The organism is Streptomyces rubradiris (assembly GCF_016860525.1).
GTDB lineage: Bacteria > Actinomycetota > Actinomycetes > Streptomycetales > Streptomycetaceae > Streptomyces > Streptomyces rubradiris.
In genome coordinates this window covers 3,570,695-3,592,102 of sequence record NZ_BNEA01000015.1, presented here as the reverse complement: position 1 = coordinate 3,592,102, position 21,408 = coordinate 3,570,695, and the positions used below count along the sequence as shown (strand labels likewise).

At 72.1% G+C, this 21,408-nt stretch carries 21 protein-coding genes; 11 read left to right on the top strand and 10 right to left on the bottom strand.

The window, feature by feature from the left end:
* The first annotated feature begins 172 nt into the window (after positions 1-172).
* The gene (locus tag Srubr_RS29110; RefSeq protein WP_189994492.1) at positions 173-1,234 is read left to right on the top strand and encodes an NAD-dependent epimerase/dehydratase family protein; all 1,062 of its coding nucleotides are present in this window, start codon (positions 173-175) and stop codon (positions 1,232-1,234) included.
* A 12-nt stretch (positions 1,235-1,246) separates the two neighbouring features.
* A complete protein-coding gene (locus tag Srubr_RS29105) occupies positions 1,247-2,302 on the top strand; it encodes a lysophospholipid acyltransferase family protein (protein ID WP_189994490.1) in 1,056 nt (351 codons plus the stop codon).
* Positions 2,303-2,392: 90 nt separating this feature from the next.
* On the opposite strand, the gene Srubr_RS29100 is transcribed toward Srubr_RS29105, so the two are convergent.
* The 3 genes from Srubr_RS29100 to Srubr_RS29090 all read right to left on the bottom strand — a co-directional run bounded on the left by Srubr_RS29100 (position 2,393) and on the right by Srubr_RS29090 (position 5,921).
* Entirely contained in the window at positions 2,393-3,631 is a 1,239-nt protein-coding gene (locus Srubr_RS29100) for a DUF5667 domain-containing protein (RefSeq protein WP_189994488.1), read from the bottom strand.
* A gap of 265 nt (positions 3,632-3,896) precedes the next feature.
* Positions 3,897-4,676, bottom strand: coding sequence for an ECF subfamily RNA polymerase sigma factor, BldN family (locus Srubr_RS29095; protein WP_189994486.1), 780 nt, complete (start codon positions 4,674-4,676; stop codon positions 3,897-3,899).
* 330 nt (positions 4,677-5,006) lie between these two features.
* The gene (locus Srubr_RS29090) at positions 5,007-5,921 is read right to left on the bottom strand and encodes an HAD family hydrolase (protein WP_189994484.1); all 915 of its coding nucleotides are present in this window, start codon (positions 5,919-5,921) and stop codon (positions 5,007-5,009) included.
* Between the two features lie 93 nt (positions 5,922-6,014).
* On the opposite strand from Srubr_RS29090, the gene Srubr_RS29085 reads away from it, so the two are divergent.
* The 6 genes from Srubr_RS29085 to hemB all read left to right on the top strand — a co-directional run bounded on the left by Srubr_RS29085 (position 6,015) and on the right by hemB (position 12,790).
* Positions 6,015-6,296, top strand: a complete 282-nt coding sequence (locus Srubr_RS29085; protein ID WP_189994482.1) for a glutaredoxin family protein — start codon at positions 6,015-6,017, stop codon at positions 6,294-6,296.
* A 280-nt stretch (positions 6,297-6,576) separates the two neighbouring features.
* Positions 6,577-7,341, top strand: coding sequence for a redox-sensing transcriptional repressor Rex (locus tag Srubr_RS29080; protein WP_189994480.1), 765 nt, complete (start codon positions 6,577-6,579; stop codon positions 7,339-7,341).
* Positions 7,338-9,020, top strand: coding sequence for a glutamyl-tRNA reductase (locus Srubr_RS29075; RefSeq protein ID WP_189994478.1), 1,683 nt, complete (start codon positions 7,338-7,340; stop codon positions 9,018-9,020). Before Srubr_RS29080 ends, Srubr_RS29075 begins: the two co-directional genes overlap by 4 nt.
* Entirely contained in the window at positions 9,017-9,976 is a 960-nt protein-coding gene (gene hemC, locus Srubr_RS29070) for a hydroxymethylbilane synthase (RefSeq protein ID WP_189994476.1), read from the top strand. The genes Srubr_RS29075 and hemC overlap by 4 nt, the downstream gene beginning before the upstream one ends.
* Positions 9,973-11,685: a bifunctional uroporphyrinogen-III C-methyltransferase/uroporphyrinogen-III synthase gene (locus Srubr_RS29065; RefSeq protein ID WP_189994474.1), complete on the top strand. Its 1,713-nt coding sequence runs from the start codon at positions 9,973-9,975 to the stop codon at positions 11,683-11,685. Before hemC ends, Srubr_RS29065 begins: the two co-directional genes overlap by 4 nt.
* Before the next feature lie 112 nt (positions 11,686-11,797).
* Positions 11,798-12,790, top strand: coding sequence for a porphobilinogen synthase (gene hemB, locus Srubr_RS29060; protein WP_189994472.1), 993 nt, complete (start codon positions 11,798-11,800; stop codon positions 12,788-12,790).
* Between the two features lie 64 nt (positions 12,791-12,854).
* On the opposite strand, the gene Srubr_RS29055 is transcribed toward hemB, so the two are convergent.
* Positions 12,855-13,322 carry an RICIN domain-containing protein gene (locus Srubr_RS29055; protein WP_189994470.1) on the bottom strand — a complete coding sequence of 156 codons (468 nt, stop codon included), beginning with the start codon at positions 13,320-13,322 and terminating at the stop codon, positions 12,855-12,857.
* A gap of 168 nt (positions 13,323-13,490) precedes the next feature.
* Positions 13,491-14,201, bottom strand: coding sequence for a DUF4232 domain-containing protein (locus Srubr_RS29050; RefSeq protein ID WP_189994468.1), 711 nt, complete (start codon positions 14,199-14,201; stop codon positions 13,491-13,493).
* Between the two features lie 191 nt (positions 14,202-14,392).
* On the opposite strand from Srubr_RS29050, the gene Srubr_RS29045 reads away from it, so the two are divergent.
* A complete protein-coding gene (locus tag Srubr_RS29045) occupies positions 14,393-15,874 on the top strand; it encodes a transcriptional regulator (RefSeq protein ID WP_229926644.1) in 1,482 nt (493 codons plus the stop codon).
* A 1-nt stretch (position 15,875) separates the two neighbouring features.
* On the opposite strand, the gene Srubr_RS29040 is transcribed toward Srubr_RS29045, so the two are convergent.
* From Srubr_RS29040 to Srubr_RS29030, 3 genes are all read right to left on the bottom strand, one after another.
* Positions 15,876-16,700 carry a DUF4253 domain-containing protein gene (locus tag Srubr_RS29040; protein ID WP_189994466.1) on the bottom strand — a complete coding sequence of 275 codons (825 nt, stop codon included), beginning with the start codon at positions 16,698-16,700 and terminating at the stop codon, positions 15,876-15,878.
* A gap of 666 nt (positions 16,701-17,366) precedes the next feature.
* Complete coding sequence (locus tag Srubr_RS29035) at positions 17,367-17,612, bottom strand: DUF397 domain-containing protein (protein WP_189994464.1); 246 nt, start codon at positions 17,610-17,612, stop codon at positions 17,367-17,369.
* Positions 17,609-18,394: a helix-turn-helix domain-containing protein gene (locus tag Srubr_RS29030; protein WP_189994462.1), complete on the bottom strand. Its 786-nt coding sequence runs from the start codon at positions 18,392-18,394 to the stop codon at positions 17,609-17,611. Before Srubr_RS29030 ends, Srubr_RS29035 begins: the two co-directional genes overlap by 4 nt.
* 146 nt (positions 18,395-18,540) lie before the next feature.
* Between Srubr_RS29030 and Srubr_RS29025 the strand changes: the two genes are divergently transcribed.
* Positions 18,541-18,954: an ATP-binding protein gene (locus Srubr_RS29025; RefSeq protein WP_189994460.1), complete on the top strand. Its 414-nt coding sequence runs from the start codon at positions 18,541-18,543 to the stop codon at positions 18,952-18,954.
* A 12-nt stretch (positions 18,955-18,966) separates the two neighbouring features.
* Here the strand turns inward: Srubr_RS29025 and Srubr_RS29020 are convergent, their stop codons facing one another.
* Entirely contained in the window at positions 18,967-19,356 is a 390-nt protein-coding gene (locus Srubr_RS29020; protein WP_189994458.1) for a VOC family protein, read from the bottom strand.
* Between the two features lie 73 nt (positions 19,357-19,429).
* Between Srubr_RS29020 and Srubr_RS29015 the strand changes: the two genes are divergently transcribed.
* Positions 19,430-20,386, top strand: a complete 957-nt coding sequence (locus Srubr_RS29015; protein WP_189994456.1) for a helix-turn-helix transcriptional regulator — start codon at positions 19,430-19,432, stop codon at positions 20,384-20,386.
* Positions 20,387-20,428: 42 nt separating this feature from the next.
* Here the strand turns inward: Srubr_RS29015 and Srubr_RS29010 are convergent, their stop codons facing one another.
* Positions 20,429-21,403, bottom strand: a complete 975-nt coding sequence (locus Srubr_RS29010) for an LLM class flavin-dependent oxidoreductase (protein WP_189994454.1) — start codon at positions 21,401-21,403, stop codon at positions 20,429-20,431.
* Positions 21,404-21,408 lie beyond the last annotated feature (5 nt).

The window sequence follows — 21,408 nt, the reverse complement described above, 5'->3', positions numbered from 1 at the left end:
TGGCCCCCCACCAGCAGTGGTGGGGGGCCGCAGGCATGTTCCGGGCATGTGCCGACGGGGGAAATTCCGTCCCCCCGCGCCCCTCGGGTCCTCCCACCGCACAGCCGACCGGCTAGGTTGGCCGCACACGGGGAACGCGGGATACCGGATACGCGGGAGGGAGGCGCCGATCGTGGGAAGGGTCGTGCTCGTCACCGGGGTGGCCCGGCAGCTCGGCGGCCGGTTCGTGCGGCGGATCCAGCGGGACCCGGAGGTGGACCGGGTGATCGCCGTGGACGCCGTGCCGCCCGAGCACCATCTGGGCGGCGCCGACTTCGTCCAGACCGACATCCGGCAGCCGTCGATCGCCCGCGTGCTCGCCGAGTCCGGCGCCGACACGGTCGTCCACCTGGACGTGACCGGCACCGCGCTGGGCGGCGGCAGCCGGGCCACGGTCAAGGAGACCAATGTCATCGGCACCATGCAGCTGCTCGGCGCCTGCCAGAAGTCGCCGGCCGTGCGCCGGCTGGTGGTGAAGTCCAGCACGAACGTCTACGGCTCGGCGCCGCGCGATCCGGCCGTGTTCACCGAGACGACCCCGCCCAAGTCGCTGCCCAGCGGCGGCTTCGCCAAGGACGCCGTCGAGGTCGAGGGGTATGTGCGCGGGTTCGCGCGGCGGCGGCCGGACGTCGCCGTGTGCGTGCTGCGGTTCGCCAACATCCTCGGCCCCACCGTGGAGACCCCGCTCGCCTCCTACTTCTCGCTGCCCGTCCTGCCGACCGTGTTCGGCTACGATCCGCGGCTGCAGTTCGTGCACGAGGACGACGTCATCGAGGTGCTGCGAATCGCCTCGCACGAGCCGCGCCGGTCCACCCTCAACAGCGGCACCTTCAACATCGCCGGGGACGGCGTGCTGCTGCTGTCGCAGTGCTCCCGGCGGCTGGGCCGGCCCACCGTGCCGCTGCTGCTGCCCGCGGTCACCTGGGCCGGGTCCCTGGTGCGTACGCTCGGTATGACGGACTTCTCACCGGAGCAGATCCGGCTGCTCACCCACGGGCGGGTGGTGGACACCGGCCAGATGCGCGAGACGCTGGGCTTCACCCCCCGCTACACGACGGCCGAGACGTTCGCGGACTTCGCGCACGCGCTGGGCCCGGGGCTGCTGCCGCCTCAGACCCTCGCCGGGGCCGTCGACCGGGTCGCCGAGCTGTCCGCGAGGGCGGTCGGCCACCCCCAGACGCACAGCGCCAACTGAGGAGCGGCAACGATGGCGGACGCCAAGGTCATTCCGTTCGACGACGACCGGTCCCGGGGGAGCGCCGCACAGCGCCAGGCACGCCGCCGCGGCGGGGGCGGCCGGCGCGGCGCGCTCGGGGAGCCGGGCGAGATGGGCGCGGTCCAGCCGCTGCCGGGCCGCGAGCGGGCAGGGGAGGACGAGCAGGTGGAGCCGCCGGGGAGCGACGGGCAGGGCGACGGCCGGGGCGGCGGTCTGGAGCGGCGGGTGGCGGCCGGGCTGGCCTTCCTGCGGCGCCGGCTCACCGGGGACTACGAGGTCGACGATTTCGGTTACGACGAGGAGCTGACCGACCAGCTCCTGATGTCGCTGCTGCGGCCGGTGTACGAGAAGTACTTCCGGGTCGAGGTGAAGGGCATCGAGAACATCCCGGCCGAGGGCGGGGCGCTGATCGTCGCCAACCACTCCGGGACGCTGCCGCTGGACGGCCTGATGATGCAGGTGGCGGTGCACGACCACCATCCGGCCGGCCGGCACCTGCGGCTGCTGGCGGCCGACCTGGTCTTCGTGCTGCCGGTGGTCAACGAGTTGGCCCGCAAGCTGGGCCACACCCTCGCCTGCGCGGAGGACGCGGAACGCCTGCTGGGCCAGGGCGAGCTGGTCGGGGTGATGCCGGAGGGCTTCAAGGGCATCGGGAAACCCTTCGGCGAGCGCTACAAGCTCCAGCGGTTCGGCCGGGGCGGCTTCGTCTCCACGGCGCTGCGCCAGGGCGTGCCGATCGTGCCGTGCTCGATCGTCGGGGCGGAGGAGATCTACCCGATGATCGGCAACGCCAAGACGCTGGCCCGGGTGCTGGGCATCCCGTACTTCCCGCTGACGCCGACGTTTCCCTGGCTGGGCCCGCTGGGGGCGATCCCGCTGCCGACGAAGTGGACGATCCAGTTCGGCGAGCCGATCCCGACGGACGGTTATCCGCCGGAGGCCGCCGAGGACCCGATGCTGATGTTCAACCTGACCGATCAGGTCCGCGAGCAGATCCAGCACACGCTGTACAAGCTGTTGGTGCAGCGGCGGTCGGTGTTCTTCTGAGCCTTTCTTCCGCGCGTTCCGCGAAAGGGCGTACGGCCGCGGGGCGCCCCTGCTCGGAAAGGGGCGCCCCGCGGCCGTGGCCGTACCGGGCTAGTCCGCGTCCTGGCCGTCGATGCCGAGGTCGGGGAGCAGGTCCGGGATGAGCGGCGGGATGGTGACGTCCGGCGGGGCCGACGGCGACTTGCCGGCGGACGGGGAGCTGCCGGTGGTGCCGCTCTTCGGCGGGTCGAGCAGGCCGCCGGTGTCGCCGCCGAGGAGGCCCTCGCCGCCGCTGCCGGTGGCCGGGTCGCTCGGCGCGTCGGTGCCGGTGTGCCGGCCGGGGGACGGGGCGTCGTGGCCGGTGGAGCCGGGCGGGGCCGACCGGTCGGTGCCGGAGGAGCCCGGGGACGCCGGTCCGGAGCCGCCCTGGTGCCCGCCCTCGCCGGGCCGGGCCGGCTGCTGCGGGAGCAGCGACTGCAGCGGAGCGACCTCTTCGTCTATGGCGTCGAAGACCGAGGACACCTCCTGCTTGACGTCACCGAGCTGGACGGGGAGCTTGTCGCTGAGCGTGCTCCACGCCTGGCGGTGGGACCGGGAGAAGGCGTCCAGCGCCTGGATGGGGCCCAGGGAGTCCGGGTCGGCCTGATAGGCCGCGTGCAGCAGCCGGTGGCCCTCGGTGACGTCGTGCCGCATCCCGGACAGGGTGCGGCGGATCTCGCCGATGGACTCGTGGTCCAGGTGACCGCCCCGGCCGCGCTCCAACAGCCGGCGGACCTCGCCGAGCCGGGTGGCGGCCTGGTCGAGGTAGCTCTGGCCGCGCTGGTCGTCGCCGTCGGTCAGGTAGTTGAGCTTGAAGTCCTCGATGCCGCGCTTCAGGCCGTACAGCGAGTCGCCGGGCAGGGCGTCGGAGCTGGCGGCGGCGACCCCGCCGAAGGCCCCGGCGGCCACGCCGACGCTGAGCCCGCCGGCCGCGAGCCCCTTGGTCAGCCTGGTGCGCGGGCGGAACTTGCCGAGCGGGCCCGCCCGGTGCTCGCCCCTCGCCCGGTGGGAACGCTGTTCCGGTACCGACGTGTCCGCCGCCCCGGTCCCCTCCTGGAGCATGGCCTCCATCGCGGCCACCAGCTGGGCCCGCTGGACGGCCTTGACCTCCGGGTCGAGCTGCGGCCTGGGCAGCGCGCCGAGTCCCGCCGCCAGGGCCAGCAGCTCGCCCTGTCCGGTCGGTTCCTCGGCGGTCGGCGGGGAACCCGCCGGGTCTTCGGACTGCTCGGCCGCCGTGTCCCGGTCGGACTGCTCCTCCAGGGCCTGGGCGAAGGCGTTCGCCCGCCGGTGCGCCGATACGTTCGCGATCACTGGCGGCACCTCCTCTCGTCATGACGGTCGACTCCCCAGGGGGTCCTGAGGGTTGCACGCCCACGGCCGGGTCCCCGGATCGGGTGATCAGGGAGGGCCGGGACGTGACCACAGGGAGCCTGTATCCCGCACAACGACTGGCGCGGCACTTGGGTTACGGACGGCGGGCGGCCGGTTCGGAAAGGCAACACGCCTTGACAGAACGTGAGTTGAGCACCACCCACCGTCGCCCACCGTAGCCCGCTGTCGCCCGCTGCCCTCCCGCTCAGCGGGCGTCGTCGGGCAGCAGCCGGGCGAGGGTGCGCACGGCGCGGTACTGGAGGGTCTTGATGGCGCCCTCGTTCTTGCCCATGACGCGGGCGGTCTCGGCGACCGAGAGGCCCTGGAGGAAGCGGAGCGTCACACACTCCTGCTGCTGGGGGTTGAGCCGTCGTACGGCGTCGAGCAGGGCGGCGTTGGACAGGGACTCCAGGACGGAGTCCTCCGGGGAGCGCTCGACCTCGTTGGCGTCGAGCATCTCGCCGGTGGTGACCTCCAGGCGGAAGCGGCTGGACTTGAAGTGGTCGGCGACCAGGTTCCGGGCGATGGTGACCAGCCAGGCGCCGAAGTCGCGGCCCTGCCAGGTGAAGGTGCCGATCCGGCGCAGCGCCCGCAGGAAGGTCTCGCTGGTGAGGTCCTCGGCGGTGGCCCGGCCGCCGACGCGGTAGTAGATGTACCGGTAGACGGTGTCGCTGTACTGGTCGTAGAGGCGCCCGAAGGCCTCGGCCTCGCCGGACTGGGCGCGTTCGACGAGGTCCATCATGCGGGCGCTGTCGCTGTCGGCGGCCGGCCGGCGGGCGGTGGCCGCGCCGGTGGCACGCCCCCGTCTGCCGACGGCGGCGCTGCCGTCGGCCAGTGCGTAGCACGGGCCCGCGGGCGCGGCGGCTGCGAAGGCGGGGACGGCGTACGCGGTGGGGACGAAGCCGCGCAGTGTTTCCTTGACCGTCGCGACCGTTGCGCGCAGCGTAGCCAGGCCCGAGGCGTCAACCCCGACGTGTGGGTACACGGGACTCCCAGAGGCAGAGCTTCCATCACGTGCAGTGCGGGACCGTTCACCCGTCGTAGCGACGGAGGGGTTCCGGTTTGCGTCTGAGGAGAATAACGCTTCGTACAGGCGCTGCTACACCGAGTTGCTCAAATCGTCGTTTGCGTCGCTTCTGTTGCCGTTTGATGCCCGATCAAGTTCAAGAATCTGATCGGTTGTTGAACGAAAAGAGGCGTGTTTCGGTGAAGTACGCGACGTGTTGAAATGGCCGCGGCACAATCGTGCGCGCGGACGGGAGTGCGGACGGGGGTTTCCGGGAGCCCGGACGGGGGTTTCGCGGCCGGTCCTCGGCTACCGGCGCCGTCGGCTCAGGGCGATCGCGGCCGCGGTGCCGCCGGCGACCGCGCCGACGCCCGCGGCGGCCGGGATGCCGACCTTCGCCGCCTTGCGTCCCGTGCGGTAGTCGCGCAGCCGCCAGTCCTGCTCGCGGGCGTGCCGGCGCAGCTTGGCGTCCGGGTTGATGGCGTAGGGGTGGCCGACCAGGGACAGCATCGGGATGTCGTTGTGGCTGTCGCTGTAGGCCGCGCAGCGGGAGAGGTCCAGCCCCTCGGCGGCGGCCAGCGCGCGCACCGCCTCCGCCTTGGCGGGTCCGTGCAGCGGTTCGCCGACCAGCCGTCCGGTGTAGACGCCGTCGACCGACTCGGCCACCGTGCCGAGGGCGCCGGTCAGGCCGAGGCGGCGCGCGATCACCTGGGCGATCTCCACCGGGGCCGCGGTGACCAGCCACACCTTCTGGCCCGCGTCCAGGTGGGCCTGGGCCAGGGCGCGGGTGCCGGGCCAGATCCGGTCGGCCATGTACTCGTCGTAGATCTCCTCGCCGATCGACTCCAGCTCGGCGACCCGGTGGCCCTTGACGATCGACAGCGCCGAGTCGCGGGCGTCCTGCATGTGCTCGGGGTCCTCGACGCCGGCCAGCCGGAACCAGGCCTGCTGCCAGGCGAACCGGGCGAGGTCGCGGGTCTCGAAGAACTTCCGCTTGTACAGCCCGCGGCCGAAGTGGAAGAGCGCGGCGCCCTGCATGACCGTGTTGTCCAGGTCGAAGAAGGCGGCGGCCTTGTCGTCGCCGATCACCGGGAACACCGGTTCCTCGGGCGTGGCGGTCTCCTGCGAGGACTTGCGGGCGGCCTCCGCCGAAGCCTCGCCTGCCAACACGCTCCGCGCCGTGGCGGAGCGCCTACGGGGAGTGAGCCATCCGAGAGCGGCCATGACGCGAGCATAGCCACTGTGTCCGAAGGTTCCGGAGTCGAGAGGTTGGCGTGGTGTGAACGCCGGGCGAAGGGGAGGCCGGGGCGCGCGAGAATGGCCGGTATGAGTCCGCTCTTCCGACGCAAGGCAGAGCCGCGAGCGCGGCTGGTGACCCTGATCCGCAAGCCCGGCTGCCACTTGTGCGACGACGCGCAGGCGGTGGTCGAGAAGGTGTGCGGCGACCTCGCGGTGCCGTGGGAGGCCAAGGACATCACGCGGGACCGGGAGCTCCACGACCGCTACTGGGAGCAGATCCCCGTGGTCCTGGTCGACGGCGAGCAGCACACCTTCTGGCGCGTGAACGAGGAGCGGCTGCGCCGGGCACTGACCGACTAGTCCAAACCAGGCGGAAAGTCGCTTAGGATCGACGGCGGTTTGGTCTCGGGGGCGGGATTCGTGAGGAGTGTGTGCGGTTTTGCCCCCAGTAACGAAGGAACGGCGGCGCGTGTGCGCCGGTTCCCGCTCCGGGCGTGAAAATGGCGTGACCCCGGTCACTTCTGCGGGGCAAATCGGACACCATCTTTGTGCACGCGTTCACAAAGACATAGCCTGCTGTCGACGGGGCGGTCTGGGGACGTGTGACCGCCTACAGCCCCGCTCTACCCGCAGGAGCACCGTGGCAACTGGCCGAACACACCGACCGGCGACCCGTAGCCGAGGGATTCCCGAGGCCACCGTCGCCCGGCTTCCGCTGTACCTCCGAGCGCTGACCGCTCTGTCTGAGCGCTCGGTCCCCACGGTCTCCTCCGAGGAGCTGGCCGCGGCGGCGGGGGTCAACTCCGCCAAGCTGCGCAAGGACTTCTCGTACCTGGGCTCCTACGGGACGCGTGGGGTCGGTTACGACGTGGAGTATCTCGTCTACCAGATCTCCCGCGAACTCGGCCTGACCCAGGACTGGCCGGTTGTGATCGTCGGCATCGGCAACCTCGGCGCCGCCCTGGCCAACTACGGCGGCTTCGCCTCCCGTGGCTTCCGGGTCGCCGCGCTGATCGACGCCGACCCGGCGATGGCCGGCAAGCCGGTCGCGGGCATCCCGGTGCGGCACACCGACGACCTCGAGAAGATCATCAAGGACAACGGGGTCTCCATCGGCGTGATCGCCACCCCGGCGGGCGCCGCCCAGCAGGTCTGCGACCGGCTCGTGGCCGCCGGCGTGACCTCCATCCTGAACTTCGCGCCGACCGTGCTGTCCGTCCCGGACGGCGTGGACGTGCGCAAGGTCGACCTCTCCATCGAGCTGCAGATCCTCGCCTTCCACGAGCAGCGCAAGGCCGGCGAGGAGACCCCCGCGGGCGACGGCGCCCTGCCCGCCGCCACCCCCCGCGGGACCTCCGCCGACCAGGGGCCCGACGGGGACGTCCCCGCCGTGATGCCGGCATGAGCCTCCTCGTCGTAGGCCTCAGCCACCGCAGTGCCCCGGTCAGCGTGCTGGAGCGGGCCGCGCTGAGCGCGGACGCCCAGGTCAAGCTGGTCCAGGACACGGTCGCCACCGAGCCCGCCACCGAGGCCGCGGTGCTCGCCACCTGCAACCGCATCGAGCTGTACGCCGACGTGGACAAGTTCCACGCCGGTGTCGCCGAGCTGTCCACGCTGCTCGCCCAGCACAGCGGGGTCGGCCTGGAGGAACTGACGCCGTACCTCTACGTGCACTACGAGGACCGGACCGTCCACCACCTGTTCTCGGTGGCCTGCGGGCTGGACTCGATGGTGGTCGGCGAGGGCCAGATCCTCGGCCAGATCAAGGACTCCCTGGCCCGCGCCCAGGAGCTGCACACCGCCGGCAAGCTGCTGAACGACCTGTTCCAGCAGGCCCTGCGGGTCGGCAAGCGCGCCCACTCCGAGACCGGCATCGACCGCGCCGGCCAGTCCCTGGTCACCTTCGGCCTGGAGCAGCTGGCCGTGGGCGCGGCCGTGCCCGACTGGGCCCGCGGCAAGAAGGCGCTGGTCATCGGCGCCGGATCGATGTCGTCCCTGGCCGCCGCCACGCTGGCGCGCGCCGGTGTCGCCGAGGTCGTCGTCGCCAACCGCACCTTCGAGCGCGCCGAGCGGCTCGCCCGGATCCTGCTGGAGGCCGACGACAACGCCGTCACCGCCCGCGCGGTGCCGATGGACGCGGTCGCCGACGAGCTCACGCGCGCCGACGTCGTCGTCTCCTGTACCGGGGCGACGGGCCTGGTGCTCACCGCGGAGGCGGTCGCGCACGCGGTCGAGGGCCGCACCGGGCACCCCGCCGCGGAGACCGGCTTCACGGCCGTGAAGCCGACGGCCCCGCAGCGCCACACCGGCCTCGGCGCCGACGACAACTGCCCGCTGGACCTGGCCGCCGTACAGCCCGGCTTCTCCGTCATGGGCGAGGCCGCCGTGGCCGGCATGGACGCGGCCACCCTGGAGCAGCACGCGGCCTGGGTCGCCGGCGGCAGCACGGCCGAGCGCCGCGAGCGGCGCAGCCCCGAGGCGGACGCCGAGCTGATCAGCGCGCTCGCCGCGACCGCCGCCACCGTCGGCCGGGTCCCCGAGCGGCGCAAGCCGGAGCCGGTGGCCGAGCGTCCCGCGCCCTTCTTCTTCCTGCTCGACCTGGCCATGCCCCGCGACATCGACGCGGCCGTGCACCGGCTGGCCGGGGTCCGTCTGGTGGACATCGAGTCGCTGGCGGAGGCCTCCGCCGACGCGCCGATGGCCGCCGACGTGGACCAGGTCCGGCGCATCGTCGCCGACGAGGTCGCGGCCTTCGGCGCCGCCCTGCGGGCGGCGCACATCACCCCGACCGTGGTCGCGCTGCGCTCCATGGCCGCCGACGTGGTCGCCGGCGAGCTGGCCCGCCTGCACGGCCGCCTGCCCGACCTGGACGAACGCCAGCGCGGCGAGATCCGGCAGACCGTGCACCGGGTCGTCGACAAGCTGCTGCACGCGCCGACCGTACGGGTCAAGCAGCTCGCGGCCGAGCCCGGCGGCGCCGGGTACGCGGACGCGCTGCGCACCCTGTTCGACCTCGACCCCGAGACGGCCGCCGCCGTAGGGGCCGGGAACAGCACGCGGAACAAGAACCGAGGGCCAGCATGAGTGAGAAGGCACTGCGGCTGGGGACCAGGCGGAGCAAGCTCGCCATGGCCCAGTCCGGGCAGGTGGCCGAGACCGTCCGCGAGGTGACCGGCCGGCCCGTCGAGCTGGTCGAGATCACCACGTACGGCGATGTGTCCCGGGAGGCGCTGGCGCAGATCGGCGGCACCGGTGTGTTCGTCACCGCGCTGCGGGACGCGCTGCTCAAGGGCGAGGTCGACTTCGCGGTTCATTCGCTCAAGGACCTCCCGACCGCGCAGCCCGAGGAACTGGTCCTGGCGGCCGTACCGGAGCGCGAGGACCCGCGGGACGTGATCGTGGCGCGCGACGCGCTGAAGTTCACCGACCTGCCGCGCGGCGCCCGCATCGGCACCGGCGCGCCGCGCCGCATGGCGCAGCTGAACGCGTACGCCCGCGCGCACGGACTGGACATCGAGACGGTCCCGATCCGCGGCAACGTCGACACCCGCATCGGGTACGTCCGCGACGGCGAGCTGGACGCGGTCGTGCTGGCCGCCGCCGGCCTCAACCGGATCGGCCGCATCGGCGAGGTGACCGACTTCCTGTCGGTCGACACGGTTCTGCCCGCCCCCGGCCAGGGGGCCCTGGCGATCGAGTGCGCCGCGGACAACGCGGAACTGATCGCCGCGCTCGGTGAGCTGGACGACCCGTTCACGCGGGCCGCCGTCACCGCCGAGCGGTCACTGCTCGCCGCCCTGGAGGCCGGTTGCAGCGCACCTGTAGGGGCGCTGGCCGACCTTCTGGTCGACGGGCAGATCGTCAAGGAAATGCGCCTGCGCGGCGTCGTCGGCACGACCGACGGCACCCGCATGGTGCAGCTGTCCACCACCGGTCCCGTGCCCCAGACGCACGACCAGGCGTGGGCACTCGGTCGCGAACTCGCCACCGAGATGCTCGCCCAGGGCGCGGCCGGTCTGATGGGGGAGCGAGCACATTGAGCCCCACCGCCCTTCCTGCCGCCGGTCCGGAACACGGGCACGTCACCTTCCTAGGTGCCGGACCCGGGGATCCGGGACTGCTGACTCTGCGCGCCGTGGAGGCGCTGTCGAACGCGGACGTCCTGGTCGCCGAGCACGAGGTGCTCGACGTCATCCGGACGCACGCCCGACAGGGCGTCTCCGTCGTGCAGACGGACGCCGATCCCTCTTCGGTCTCGCCGCCGGGCACGGGCACGCCCCAGCTGACGGTAGTTGACGGCACGTCAACACCCGCCGCTGTCCCGGGCGCTGCCCCGGATGCCGCTCATCTTGTCATGGAGGCCGCGCGGGGCGGCAGGCGGGTCGTGCGTGCGGTGTCCGGGGACCCGGGACTGGACACATGCGCTGCGGAGGAGATGCTCGCGTGCGCCGCGGCCGGGGTGCCCTTCGAGGTCGTCCCCGGGGTCGCGGCGGCGGTCGGCGTGCCCGCGTACGCCGGTGTGCCGCTGCGGGACGCCGACGGCGCGGACGTCCGGTTCGTGGACGCCCGGGCCGCCTCCGAGCGGTGCTGGTCGGAGGTCGGCACGTCGGACGGCACGGTGGTCGTCTCCACGACGCTGGACTCGGTGGCCGCCGCGGCGGCCGAGCTGGTCTCGGCGGGCCGCAAGCCGGACACCCCGCTGTCGGTGACGATCGCCGGTACGACGACCCGCCAGCGCACCTGGACGGCGACGCTCGGCACGATCGCCCAGACGCTGAAGCAGGCCAAGGTGCTGCCGTCGCCGGACGGCGGCCGGCCGGTGATAGCCGTGGTCGGCGAGCGTTCCGCCGCGGCCCGGCGCGACCAGCTGTCGTGGTTCGAGTCCAAGCCGCTGTTCGGCTGGAAGGTGCTCGTGCCGCGGACCAAGGAGCAGGCGGCCTCGCTCTCCGACCAGCTGCGGTCCTACGGCGCGGTGCCGCACGAGGTCCCGACGATCGCGGTGGAGCCGCCGCGCACCCCGCAGCAGATGGAGCGGGCGGTCAAGGGCCTGGTCACCGGCCGCTACGAGTGGATCGCGTTCACGTCGGTCAACGCGGTCAAGGCGGTCCGGGAGAAGTTCGAGGAGTACGGCCTCGACGCCCGTGCCTTCGCGGGCATCAAGGTGGCCGCGGTGGGCGAGCAGACCGCCAAGGCGCTGGTCGCCTTCGGCGTGAAGCCGGACCTGGTGCCGAGCGGCGAGCAGTCGGCGGCCGGCCTCCTGGAGGACTGGCCTCCCTACGACCCGGTGTTCGACCCGATCGACCGCGTCTTCCTGCCGCGCGCCGACATCGCCACCGAGACCCTGGTGGCCGGGCTGATCGACCTGGGCTGGGAGGTGGACGACGTCACGGCCTACCGCACCGTGCGCGCCTCGCCGCCGCCGGCGGAGACCCGTGAGGCGATCAAGGGCGGCGGCTTCGACGCGGTCCTGTTCACCTCCTCCTCCACGGTCCGCAACCTGGTCGGCATCGCGGGCAAGCCGCACAATGTGACGGTGATCGCCTGCATCGGCCCGGCCACGGCCAAGACGGCCGAGGAGCACGGGCTCCGGGTGGACGTGATGGCTCCGGAGCCGTCGGTGCACAAGCTGGCCGAGGCGCTGGCCGACTTCGGCATGAAGCGCCGCGCGGCGGCGCTGGAGGCGGGCGACCCGGTGACCCGCCCGAGCGAACGCCGCCCGGGGGCACGCAGGCGCCGTTCGACCACCTGAGACAGCACGGCCGGGGGCCGGCGGGCACGTCCCGTCGGCCCCCGGCCGTCTCGTCTCCGGGCCGACTCGGCGTCGGCAAAGGCACGGGTGGGGCGGGCGTAGCGTAGATGGCATGACGAAGTACGGATCCTTTCCCGGTACGCGTCCCCGGCGGCTGCGGACCTCGCCCGTCATGCGGCGGATGGTCGCCGAGACACGGTTGCACCCCGCCGACCTCATCCTCCCGGCGTTCGTCCGGGAGGGCGTGAGCGAGCCGGTGCCGATCGGCTCCATGCCCGGGGTCGTGCAGCACACCCGGGACAGCCTGAAGAAGGCCGCGCTGGAGGCGGTGGAGGCCGGGATCTCCGGGATCATGCTGTTCGGCGTGCCGGAGGAGTCGAAGAAGGACGCCCGGGGCACGGTCGGCACCGACCCGGACGGGATCCTCCAGGTCGCCCTCAGGGACGTGCGCGCCGAGGTCGGCGACGACCTGCTCGTGATGTCCGACCTGTGCCTGGACGAGTTCACCGACCACGGGCACTGCGGGGTCCTGGACGCCGAGGGCCGGGTCGACAACGACGCCACCCTGGAGCGGTACGCCGAGATGGCGCAGGTCCAGGCCGACGCCGGCGCCCATGTCGTGGGCCCCAGCGGGATGATGGACGGCCAGATCGGCGTCATCCGTGACGCGCTGGACCAGATCGGCCGCGAGGACGTGGCGATCCTCGCCTACACCGCCAAGTACTCCTCGGCGTTCTACGGCCCGTTCCGCGAGGCCGTCGCCTCGTCGCTGCAGGGCGACCGCAAGACCTACCAGCAGGACCCGGCCAACTGGCGCGAGTCCCTGCGCGAGCTGGAGCTGGACCTCGCCGAGGGCGCCGACATGGTGATGGTCAAGCCGGCCGGCCCCTACCTGGACATCCTCGCCCGGGTCGCGGACGCCGTGGACGTGCCGGTGGCCGCGTACCAGATCTCCGGCGAGTACGCGATGATCGAGGCCGCCGCCGAGAAGGGCTGGGTGGACCGGGACCGGGCCATCCTGGAGACCCTGACCGGCATCAAGCGGGCCGGCGCCCGGAACATCCTCACCTACTGGGCCACCGAGGTCGCCCAGAAGCTCCGCTGACTCTGCGGCCCCTGGGTTCGCCGGGCCGGCGGGCCGGCGAACCCACGGGAGCTGCGTCGCGGCCTCAGGCGTCGGTCAGGGTGATGCGGTCACCCAGCACGGCCCACCGCTGTCCGGGTTCGTTGGCGCAGAGCCTGGTGCGGACCTCGGGCGTGCCCCAGGTGTTCGACAGGCAGTAGTGGGGGTCGGCGGCCAGCACGACGTGGTCGCCGACGAGCTTCCACCGCTGTCCGGGTTCGTCGGCGCAGAGCCTGGTGCGGACCTCGGGCGTCCCCCACGTGTTGGACAGACAGTAGTGGGGGTCCGCGGCCAGCACGACGTGGTCGCCGGCGATCCTCCAGCGTTGTCCGGGTTCGTCGGCGCACACCCTGGTGCGGGCCTCCGGTGTCCCCCACGTGTTGGACAGGCAGTAGTTGCCGATCCTGGATGCGCCGGCCTCCGGCGCGGCGGCCGTGGCGGCGGCCGACGGGAGGGCGGCGGCCGCCAGCGCGAGAGCGAGGACGCCGAGGGACTTGCGGAACGCGAAAGCCATGAAGGGTCGCCTTTCATCCAGCGGGTTGCGGAGACCGGGGCCGTGGCGTCGTGCGACGCCGGCGGCCGAGGCGCTCCGAGGGGCATGCGCCGGGAGCCTTTCCCCGACGCATGCCCCGAATGCGGCAAACCGCCCTTAGAGGTGATATGCGGATGAAGGCGTTGCCGTTCACCAGTTGGAGATGGCGCCCAGGTCCTTCTGCCAGTACGTCACCTTGAGCGTGCTGTCGTAGTAGACGCCCTTGGCGGGCAGGGTCGGCGTCGCGGACGGGCCGCCGTCGCTGTTCGGGGACATTCCCTGGAAGCCCACCGTCAGCTTGTGCGCGGTCATCCCGCCGCTGCCGCTGCCGTCGGCGGCCGACAGCAGCACACCCGCGTACCCCGACTCGCCGGGCGCCAGCGAGACCACGGACTGCGGCTGGGTGCCCTCGTCGGCCTGCGGCACCCACTGCATCTCGTCGAAGCGCAGGACCGGGTAGTAGGGCAGGTCGCAGGTCTTGCCGCCGGTGTTCTTCACCGTCAGCAGCATGTGGTTCAGCGGCCGGTTGAGCAGCTGGGCGGTGACGGACGTGTTCGTGCCGTTGCACAGCACCACGGAGCGTCCGGCGCTCTGCCCCTTGCGGGCGGTGGGGGCGGCCGGCTTGGCGCTGGGCGCGTCGGTACGGGCCACGGGGGAGGCGTCGGCGGTGCCGCCGCCGGTGGCTTCCTTCGCCGGGGTGGTGCTCTCGGGCGACTTCGAGACGTCCGCCGTCGCCGCCGCCACCGTCGCCTTCGGGCGGGCGGCGCCCTCGTCCTCGGTGCCCGTGCCGTTGTCGCACGCGGTGAGGGCAAGGGCGGCCACGGCGGTTCCGGTAGCGGCGATCAGACGAATGTGGCGCATACGCATGGCAAGTCCTCTTTCGGGCTGGGCCGGTTGTCGTGCTTGGATGACCAACAGCCTGTGGGCGAACTCGTCCCGACGGCCAGCGTTGGCCGCCAATCCGGGATGCTGGAACGCCGGAACCGGCTTTGACCTGCGGAAACAACACCTCCCTGGAACGCCGGGGTGGGACGAGGGGGACTGGAGGAACGGTGTCGGATGGCATCCCCGAAAGCGGTTTCGCCGAGCTGCTGCGGGAGTTGAAGAACCGCTCCGGGCACAGCTACGGCACGCTCGCCAAGCGGCTCCACATGAGTACGTCGACACTCCACCGCTACTGCAACGGGGACGCCGTACCGACGGACTACGCCCCCGTGGAGCGGCTCGCCCGGCTCTGCAAGGCCACGCCCGGGGAACTGGTGGAACTGCACCGCCGGTGGGTCCTGGCGGACGCGGGGCGGGGCCGGAAGGGGGCCGAGCCGGTCGTAGCACCGGAGACGGCTCCGGAGGTGGTGGCAGCCCCGGTACCGGACGCGGCCCCGGAGGTGGTGGCTCAGGGGGCCCCGGAGGCGGAGGCCGCGCCGGAACCAGGACTGGCGGCGGCAGCCGTACCCGGACCAGGGCCGGCGGCGGCAGCCGTACCCGGACCAGAGCCGGTGGCGGCAGCCGTACCCGGACCAGAGCCGGCGGCGGCAGCCGTACCCGGACCCGAATCCACACCCACGACCCGGTGGCGTCGGAGCCGGTCCCTGATCGCGGGTGGCCGCCGCACCGCCTTCCTGGCGGCCGTCACGGTCACCGCGCTGGTCGTCGGCGGCACGGTGTTCGCCCTCAACCGGCCGTCGGACGAGGGCGAGCGGCGGAACGACGCGAAGGCCGTGACAGCCACCGTGGGCTCCGCGCTCGTCCAGGACAGCGCCACCCCCCGGCCGTCGAAGTCCGGGAGCCCGAGCCCTTCGGCCACTCGTTCGGCCTCCCCCTCGGCCTCTGCCTCCGCCAGGGCGCGGGACCTGGCCCCCGACACCACCGACGGGAAGCACACGGGCAAGCCGTCGGCCACCGCGCGCCAAGAAGCGTCGGGAGCAGCGCCGTTGACGGTCAACACCAACCCCTACAGCTGGCTGAGCCCCTGCTCGCAGCACTACCTGATCGACCGTCCGCCGACCGCCGTGGGCCCGCCGCCGACGGAGCAGCAGGCGCCCGCGTGGGTGGCCGTCAACAAGGCGGTGTCGGCGGGGGAGCAGTTCATCACGTTCACCGTGCAGGGCACCGGAAACCAGACGGTCGTCCTGGAGCGGCTGTCGGTCCACATGGCGGGCAAGCGTTCGCCGCTCCCCTGGAACGACTACGCCATGGGCTACCCGGGTGTCGGCTGCGGCGGTGGCGTGCCGACGCATTCCTTCACGGTCTCCCTGGACGCGATGCGCCCGTCACCCGTACCGGAGGCGGGGAGCGACAACTTCCCCTTCAAGGTGAGCCAGTCGGACCCGGAGGTCTTCTACGTCACGGCGGACGCGTCGGCGTACGACGTCAGCTGGTTCCTGGAGCTGACGTGGTCCAGCGGTGGCCGCCACGGCACGCTGGTGATCGATGACGCCGGCCATCCGTTCCGCACCAGCGGGAACAACAGCCGGCCGGCGTACGCGTTCCCGCTGGGCGGACAGAAGTGGAAGCCGGCGTCGGAGTTCGAGTGACTCAGTCCCACCAGAAGGCCCAGCTGGTGGCGCCGAGCAGCGTCTCGGCGTACGCCCGCACGCTCCCCGGACCACTCTGTACGACGGCGTGCGGGCACAGGGCGTAGTGCTCGGCGGCGAGGACCTCGGCGTCGGCGAGGGTGCCGGGCGGGGCGGCGACGGACACCACGAGGGCGTCGAGCCCGAGCGCCACGACCCGGATGCCGAACCGGTCTTCCCAGGACCGCAGGACGGCGCAGACGCGGGCCACGTCGTGGTCGTAGTTCAGGGCACCGGTCCAGCCGATGGCGGCGGGTATGTCGGCGGACCGGCGCGCGGGGACGAGGGCCAGGTGCGGTTCCTCTATCCACTCCGCCCATCGCGCCGGCTCCTGGTGGAGGGCGTCGGCGACCGTGGCGGCGCGGGTGTCGGGGTCGGCGTTCGGCACGCCGGGGGAGGCGAGCCCCGGCCACTCGGTGCCGAACGGCTCGATCTCACCGCTGTCCTGCCCGTCGGTCTCCTCCTCCCAGTACTCCGAGAGCACGTCGTCGGCCAGGTGGTCCCCCGGGTACGAGGCGTCGCCCGGCAGCAGCCCCCAGTCGTCCACGCCGACCCGGCAGCCGGCCAGGTCCACGAGCACGGGCAGCAGCCCGGCACGGGCCGCCGGTGCGCCCAGGGCCTTCCAGGTGCCGGGGGAGGAGGGCTTTTCCGCGTGCCACAGGAGGGGTTGGTGCCAGGGCCCGTCGTCCGTCGCGTCGACCAGCCTGCCGGGCGGCAGTTGAAGCCCCAGGGAACGACCGCTGGGATCGGTGGCCAGTTTGGGCAGCGGGTTGGGAAGAGTCGCCATGCCGCCGACTGTAGGGGCAGGCACTGACAACGGCGTTGAGCTGGGCCGGGGTTGTCCGGCTGCCGTGGGGCCGCCCGCTTCTCGGCGATTGTCGTGCCTCCGCGAGCTGAGTCAAGGGCGCGTTCCGCGTCGCCTTCGGCGATGGGCCTTCGGCCCACCCTTGACACACCTCGCTCCAGCACGGGGGAGAAGCGAGCGGGCGGCCAGGGGAAAGTGGCCGGCTGGACTTGGTTGGGCCCTGCGGTGGGCTGCGTTCGCATCCTGGGTCGGGGGCGCGCTCGCGTCTCGCCTGCACGCCGGGTGGGCTTAGCGGCTTGCGGCCCGGTGGGAGGCGGGGGCGCCGGAACGTGGGGAGGGTTGTTTTGGAATGAGTGGTGCAGAAGGAGGGGTGGCAGGGGGAGCCAGGATCACCCGCAGGCCGCCGAACCGGCCCGGCGTGCTGGCGAGACGCGGGTGCGCCCCTCACCGACGGGGCCTGGTCGGCTCGCCTGGGGCCCGGTGCCGGGCTGGGCCACTGTCCTTCCGGGCCGCTCGCTCGCTTCTACCTCGTGCTGGAGCGGGTCGGGTCAAGGGTGGGCCGCAGGCCCATCGGCGCAGCCGACGCGCAGCGCCCTTGAGGCGGGCCGTGGAAGCACGACACTGACCAAGAAGCGAGCGGCCCAACGGTCACTTGAGGGAAGAGGTGAACACGTCCCACGTGACAGGGCTGATGCAGAGGGTGCGGTGCTGGGTGGGGGTTTCCTTGGAGTCCCGGATGTGCACCGCACCGGGAGACGCGGCCACTTCAAGGCACTGACCGCCTTCGCTGCTGCTGTAGCTCGACTTGCTCCATGTGAGGGCGACTTCGAGGCACTGGCCGCCCTCGTCGCCGCTGTAGGTCGACTTGAACCACTGAAGTGCTTCGTAGCTCATCGCTCTCCTAGCAAGCTGTCGAGCAGGCCCTTCGTGTATTCGGTGTTCAGAGCCTGTGTCCGCAGCATCGCATACTTGCGCGCCAGGATGGACATCTCTTCCGGGTCGGACACCCATTGGCTGCCGCGTTGCGACTCGGTGTAGGCGAGGTGCTGGTGATCTGGAGTCTCGATGAGAGTGAATGGGCCGTTGAGACCTGCGTGAAGGGGACTGTCCAGTGTCAGCACTTGCAGTGAGACGCAGGGGAGTTCGAGCATCTCTCGCAGGAGCTGCAACTGCTCCCTGCGGATCTCCTCGGTGCCGATTTGTAGGAGCAGCGCCGGTTCCCACACCACAAAGCTGAGCGTTGGCGGGTGCTTGCGGTGCAGGATCTCCTGACGGTCGAGCCGCAGTCGTAGGGCCTTCTCCAGCTCCTCGTCCTCGTACGCCGGGACTCGGTTCCGCAGGACGGCGCGAGCGTACGCTTCACTCTGGAGCAGACCCGGGATGACGGCGTTGTCGTACCAGGACAGCGAGATGGCGACCTTCTCCTGATCCATGTACTCCTCCGCCCACAACGGAAACTGATCCACCTCCGGCAGGTTGGCCACCCCCGCCGCCAGCATTCCCTTGGTCTCCAAGAACTCGTCGAACAGCTCGGCCATGTCCAGCTTCAGCACCCGCCGGCCTTGCTCGATGCTGGCCACCGTTTCCTCGTGGATGTTCAGCGCTGAGGCCAGGCCGGGCTGACTCAACCCCTTCGCGCGACGGGCCGCAGCGAGTTGACGGCCCAGCATCTTCATGGCCGACTGGTTCTTCCTCCGTGTAGGCGTCATGCCTGCTGAACTCCCCACGCTGGCCGGTGCACCACCCCGCAGCAACCCGTACAAAAACCTTGTACGGGACTACGCGCTGAACCAGAGTAGTTACGCTGCGCCACATTCGTCCCGTGAACGAGCACATTGAACTCCCCTGCCACCGCGACCAGTTCTACGTCCGCAACCGCCGCTCGGTCCCGGCGGCCAGGCAGCTCACCGAGGGGTCGCTGAAGGACTGGGGGTTGGAGTCCTGGAACCGGTCTCACGACCTGTCGCTCTGCGTGAGTGAGCTGGCCACGAACGCCCTGCTGCACGGCGTACCGAGGGGCCGGGGCTTTTTGCTCCGCCTGCGGTACGACGGCGAGCTGGTCCGCGCCGAGGTGCACGACAGCGGCCCCGGCACCCCTCGCGTCCCGGACGAGCCGTGTGGGCCGGAGAACGAGGGAGGCAGGGGCCTGCTGCTGGTGGCGGCGCTCAGCGACAAGTGGGGGGTGGGGGAGCGTACGCCGGGGAAGATCGTGTGGTGCGAGTTCGCCGTGCCGTGAGCGGGCCCGGCGTCAGGTCATGGTCGTGATGCAGAACGGGTGCCCGGCGGGGTCGAGCAGGACCCGCCACCGTTCCGGCTGAGGCTGGTCGTCCGGCTTGATCGCGCCCCGGGCGAGCAGGTGGGCCTCGGCGGTGTCCAGGTCGTCGACGCCCACCTCCATGTGGGCCTGCTTCTCCTGGGTGGGGTCGGGCCAGGTGGGCCGGCGGTAGTCGGCGAGGCGGGTGAATCCGAGGCCGGGCGTGCCGTCGTCGCCGCCGAGGTAGACGAAGTCGTCGGTGGAGTAGGTGACGGGCAGGCCGAACATGTCGCCGTAGAAGCGGGCGAGTTCGGCGGGGTCGGCGCAGTCGAAGGTGACGGCGACATAGCGGAAGGCGGGTGCGGACGTGGTTTCCGTGCTCATGGGGAGGACGGTAGGGCGTGACCCGGACAGGTTCGGTCCTGGTTGGGGCGGGCGGTATGAAAAACTTCCGCCCGTGCTGAGCGCGTCCGCCCGTCTGCTGCGTCTGCTGTCGTTGCTCGCCGCCCGGCCCTCGTGGACGTGCGGCGAGCTGGCCGAGCGGATGGGGGTCACGGACCGCACGGTGCGGCGGGACGTCGCGAAGCTGCGGGAGCTGGGGTACAGCGTCGATTCCGAGGCCGGGCCGTGGGGCGGTTACCGGTTGCGGGCCGGTTCGCGGGTGCCGCCGCTGATCCTGGACGACGAGGAGGCGCTGGCCGTGGCGGTCGGCCTGCGGGAAGTGGCGTTCGGCGGCATCCTCGGCGGGGACCAGGCCGCGCTGTCGGCGCTGCTGAAGCTGCGGCAGGTGCTGCCGGCGGGGGTGGCCGGGCGGCTGGGGGAGTGGGACGAGGCGCTCGTACGGCTGCCGTGGCCGGAGGAGGGACGGTTGCGGCCGGGGATGCTGCTGGAGCTGGCGGCGGCGTGCCGGCGCGGGGAGCGGGTGCGGTTGTCGTACTGCGACGGGAAGGGACGGAACACGGTCCGGGACGTGGACCCGTACCGGCTGGTGCACACCGGCAGGCGCTGGTACTTCGTGGCGCGGGACGTGGCCCGGGGGTGGCGGACGTTCCGGGCGGACCGGGTGGAGCACGTGAACCCAACCGGGCAGCAGGTTGAGATCACCGACCCGCCGGACGCGGCACAGCTGGTGTCCCACAACACGGCGAACGGCCCGTACCCCCTGTCGGCGAGGATCCGCCTCCCGCTCCCCCTGCGGGAGGCTCAACGCCTGATCCCCCCGACCATCGGCACCCACTACCCCGACGGCCCCGAGGCGACGGTGGTCGACATCGGCGGCCCGGACCCGGACGGCCTGGCCCGCTACCTCCTCGGCCTGGCCACGCCCCTCCAGGTCCTGTCCCCCGACTCGGTCCGCGAAGCCCTGATCCATCGGACCCGGGAACTCCTGAGCAGCGTTGACCGGAGTGCCTGAGCGCTGTCCCGTCATCGTCGCTTCGTGTCGGCTGGGCCGGACTCAGAAGCTTTCCGAGGCGGAGGCGCGATCCGCCGCCACTTGGACGGCGGGGATCAGGTCGGCGATCCGTTCGAGTTGGTCGCGCTGGGAGCGCAGGTCGGGGGCACCGAGGCGGGCGACGATGTGCCGAGCACCGGCGGCGACGTACCGTCCTAGGTGTTCAAGCACTTGGTCCGCGGAGCCGGTGACAACTGCCTGGTTCTTTTCCAGCTCCTCCAGTGGCATGCCGTATGTGGCCCGCGCGTAGTCGTCCAGTGCCCGACGGCCGCTCTCGATGTCGTTGTCGATCCGTACCGAGACGAAGAGTGCGGGGGTGATGTCCTCGGTCTCACGTCCTGCGTCGGTTGCCGCTTCGTGGACGCTGCGGAGGCCGGACGCGTAGTCGGCGGGGTCGGGCGGATAGGGCAGCCATCCGTCGTACAGTCGGCCAGTGCGGGCCAGCGCTGCGGGGGTCGCACCGCCGAGCCAGATGGGCGGGCCACCGGCTCGGGGCGGCCTGGTCGTGGGCGGGATGTCGTCGAACCGGAGGATCTCGCCGTGGAAGGCGTCGGCGCCGTCCCACAGGGCCCGCCACAGCGCGACAGTCTCGTCCAGGCGGGCGAAGCGCCTATCCCACGGCAGCTCGGACAGTGCGTAGAGGGGACGTCCGAAGCGGCCGGGGAAGCCGGCGCCGACGGTCACGGTGAGCCGGCCACCGGACAGCAGGTCGATCGACGCGAGTGCCTGCGCGGCCTGGATCGGCCGACGCAGGAACGGCATCAGTGCGGCTGTGCCCAGCGTCACGGCCTCGGTCACCGGAGCGAGTGCGGCCAGCATCGTGAGCGCCTCGACGCGCGGGCTGAGCAGAGAATCGTTGGCGAAGAGCGAGGAGAAGCCCGAGCGTTCGGCGTAGCGGCCGAAGGCAACCAGCTCGCGAGGGTCGTCGGCGGGGCCCCACTGGGCGGTTCCGGTCGGAAGCAGTACACCGATGTCCATGTCGG

What these genes read in the sequence shown, in the direction of transcription:
- Srubr_RS29055 (WP_189994470.1), bottom strand. Translation starts at nt 13,322, where the DNA reads ATGGCTTTCGCGTTCCGCAAGTCCCTCGGCGTCCTCGCTCTCGCGCTG.
- Srubr_RS29035 (WP_189994464.1), bottom strand. Translation starts at nt 17,612, where the DNA reads ATGAGCTACGAAGCACTTCAGTGGTTCAAGTCGACCTACAGCGGCGAC.
- Srubr_RS29075 (WP_189994478.1), top strand. Translation starts at nt 7,338, where the DNA reads ATGAGCCTCCTCGTCGTAGGCCTCAGCCACCGCAGTGCCCCGGTCAGC.
- Srubr_RS29030 (WP_189994462.1), bottom strand. Translation starts at nt 18,394, where the DNA reads ATGAAGATGCTGGGCCGTCAACTCGCTGCGGCCCGTCGCGCGAAGGGG.
- Srubr_RS29105 (WP_189994490.1), top strand. Translation starts at nt 1,247, where the DNA reads ATGGCGGACGCCAAGGTCATTCCGTTCGACGACGACCGGTCCCGGGGG.
- hemB (WP_189994472.1), top strand. Translation starts at nt 11,798, where the DNA reads ATGACGAAGTACGGATCCTTTCCCGGTACGCGTCCCCGGCGGCTGCGG.
- Srubr_RS29020 (WP_189994458.1), bottom strand. Translation starts at nt 19,356, where the DNA reads ATGAGCACGGAAACCACGTCCGCACCCGCCTTCCGCTATGTCGCCGTC.
- Srubr_RS29010 (WP_189994454.1), bottom strand. Translation starts at nt 21,403, where the DNA reads ATGGACATCGGTGTACTGCTTCCGACCGGAACCGCCCAGTGGGGCCCC.
- Srubr_RS29090 (WP_189994484.1), bottom strand. Translation starts at nt 5,921, where the DNA reads ATGGCCGCTCTCGGATGGCTCACTCCCCGTAGGCGCTCCGCCACGGCG.
- Srubr_RS29085 (WP_189994482.1), top strand. Translation starts at nt 6,015, where the DNA reads ATGGCCGGTATGAGTCCGCTCTTCCGACGCAAGGCAGAGCCGCGAGCG.
- hemC (WP_189994476.1), top strand. Translation starts at nt 9,017, where the DNA reads ATGAGTGAGAAGGCACTGCGGCTGGGGACCAGGCGGAGCAAGCTCGCC.
- Srubr_RS29050 (WP_189994468.1), bottom strand. Translation starts at nt 14,201, where the DNA reads ATGCGCCACATTCGTCTGATCGCCGCTACCGGAACCGCCGTGGCCGCC.
- Srubr_RS29040 (WP_189994466.1), bottom strand. Translation starts at nt 16,700, where the DNA reads ATGGCGACTCTTCCCAACCCGCTGCCCAAACTGGCCACCGATCCCAGC.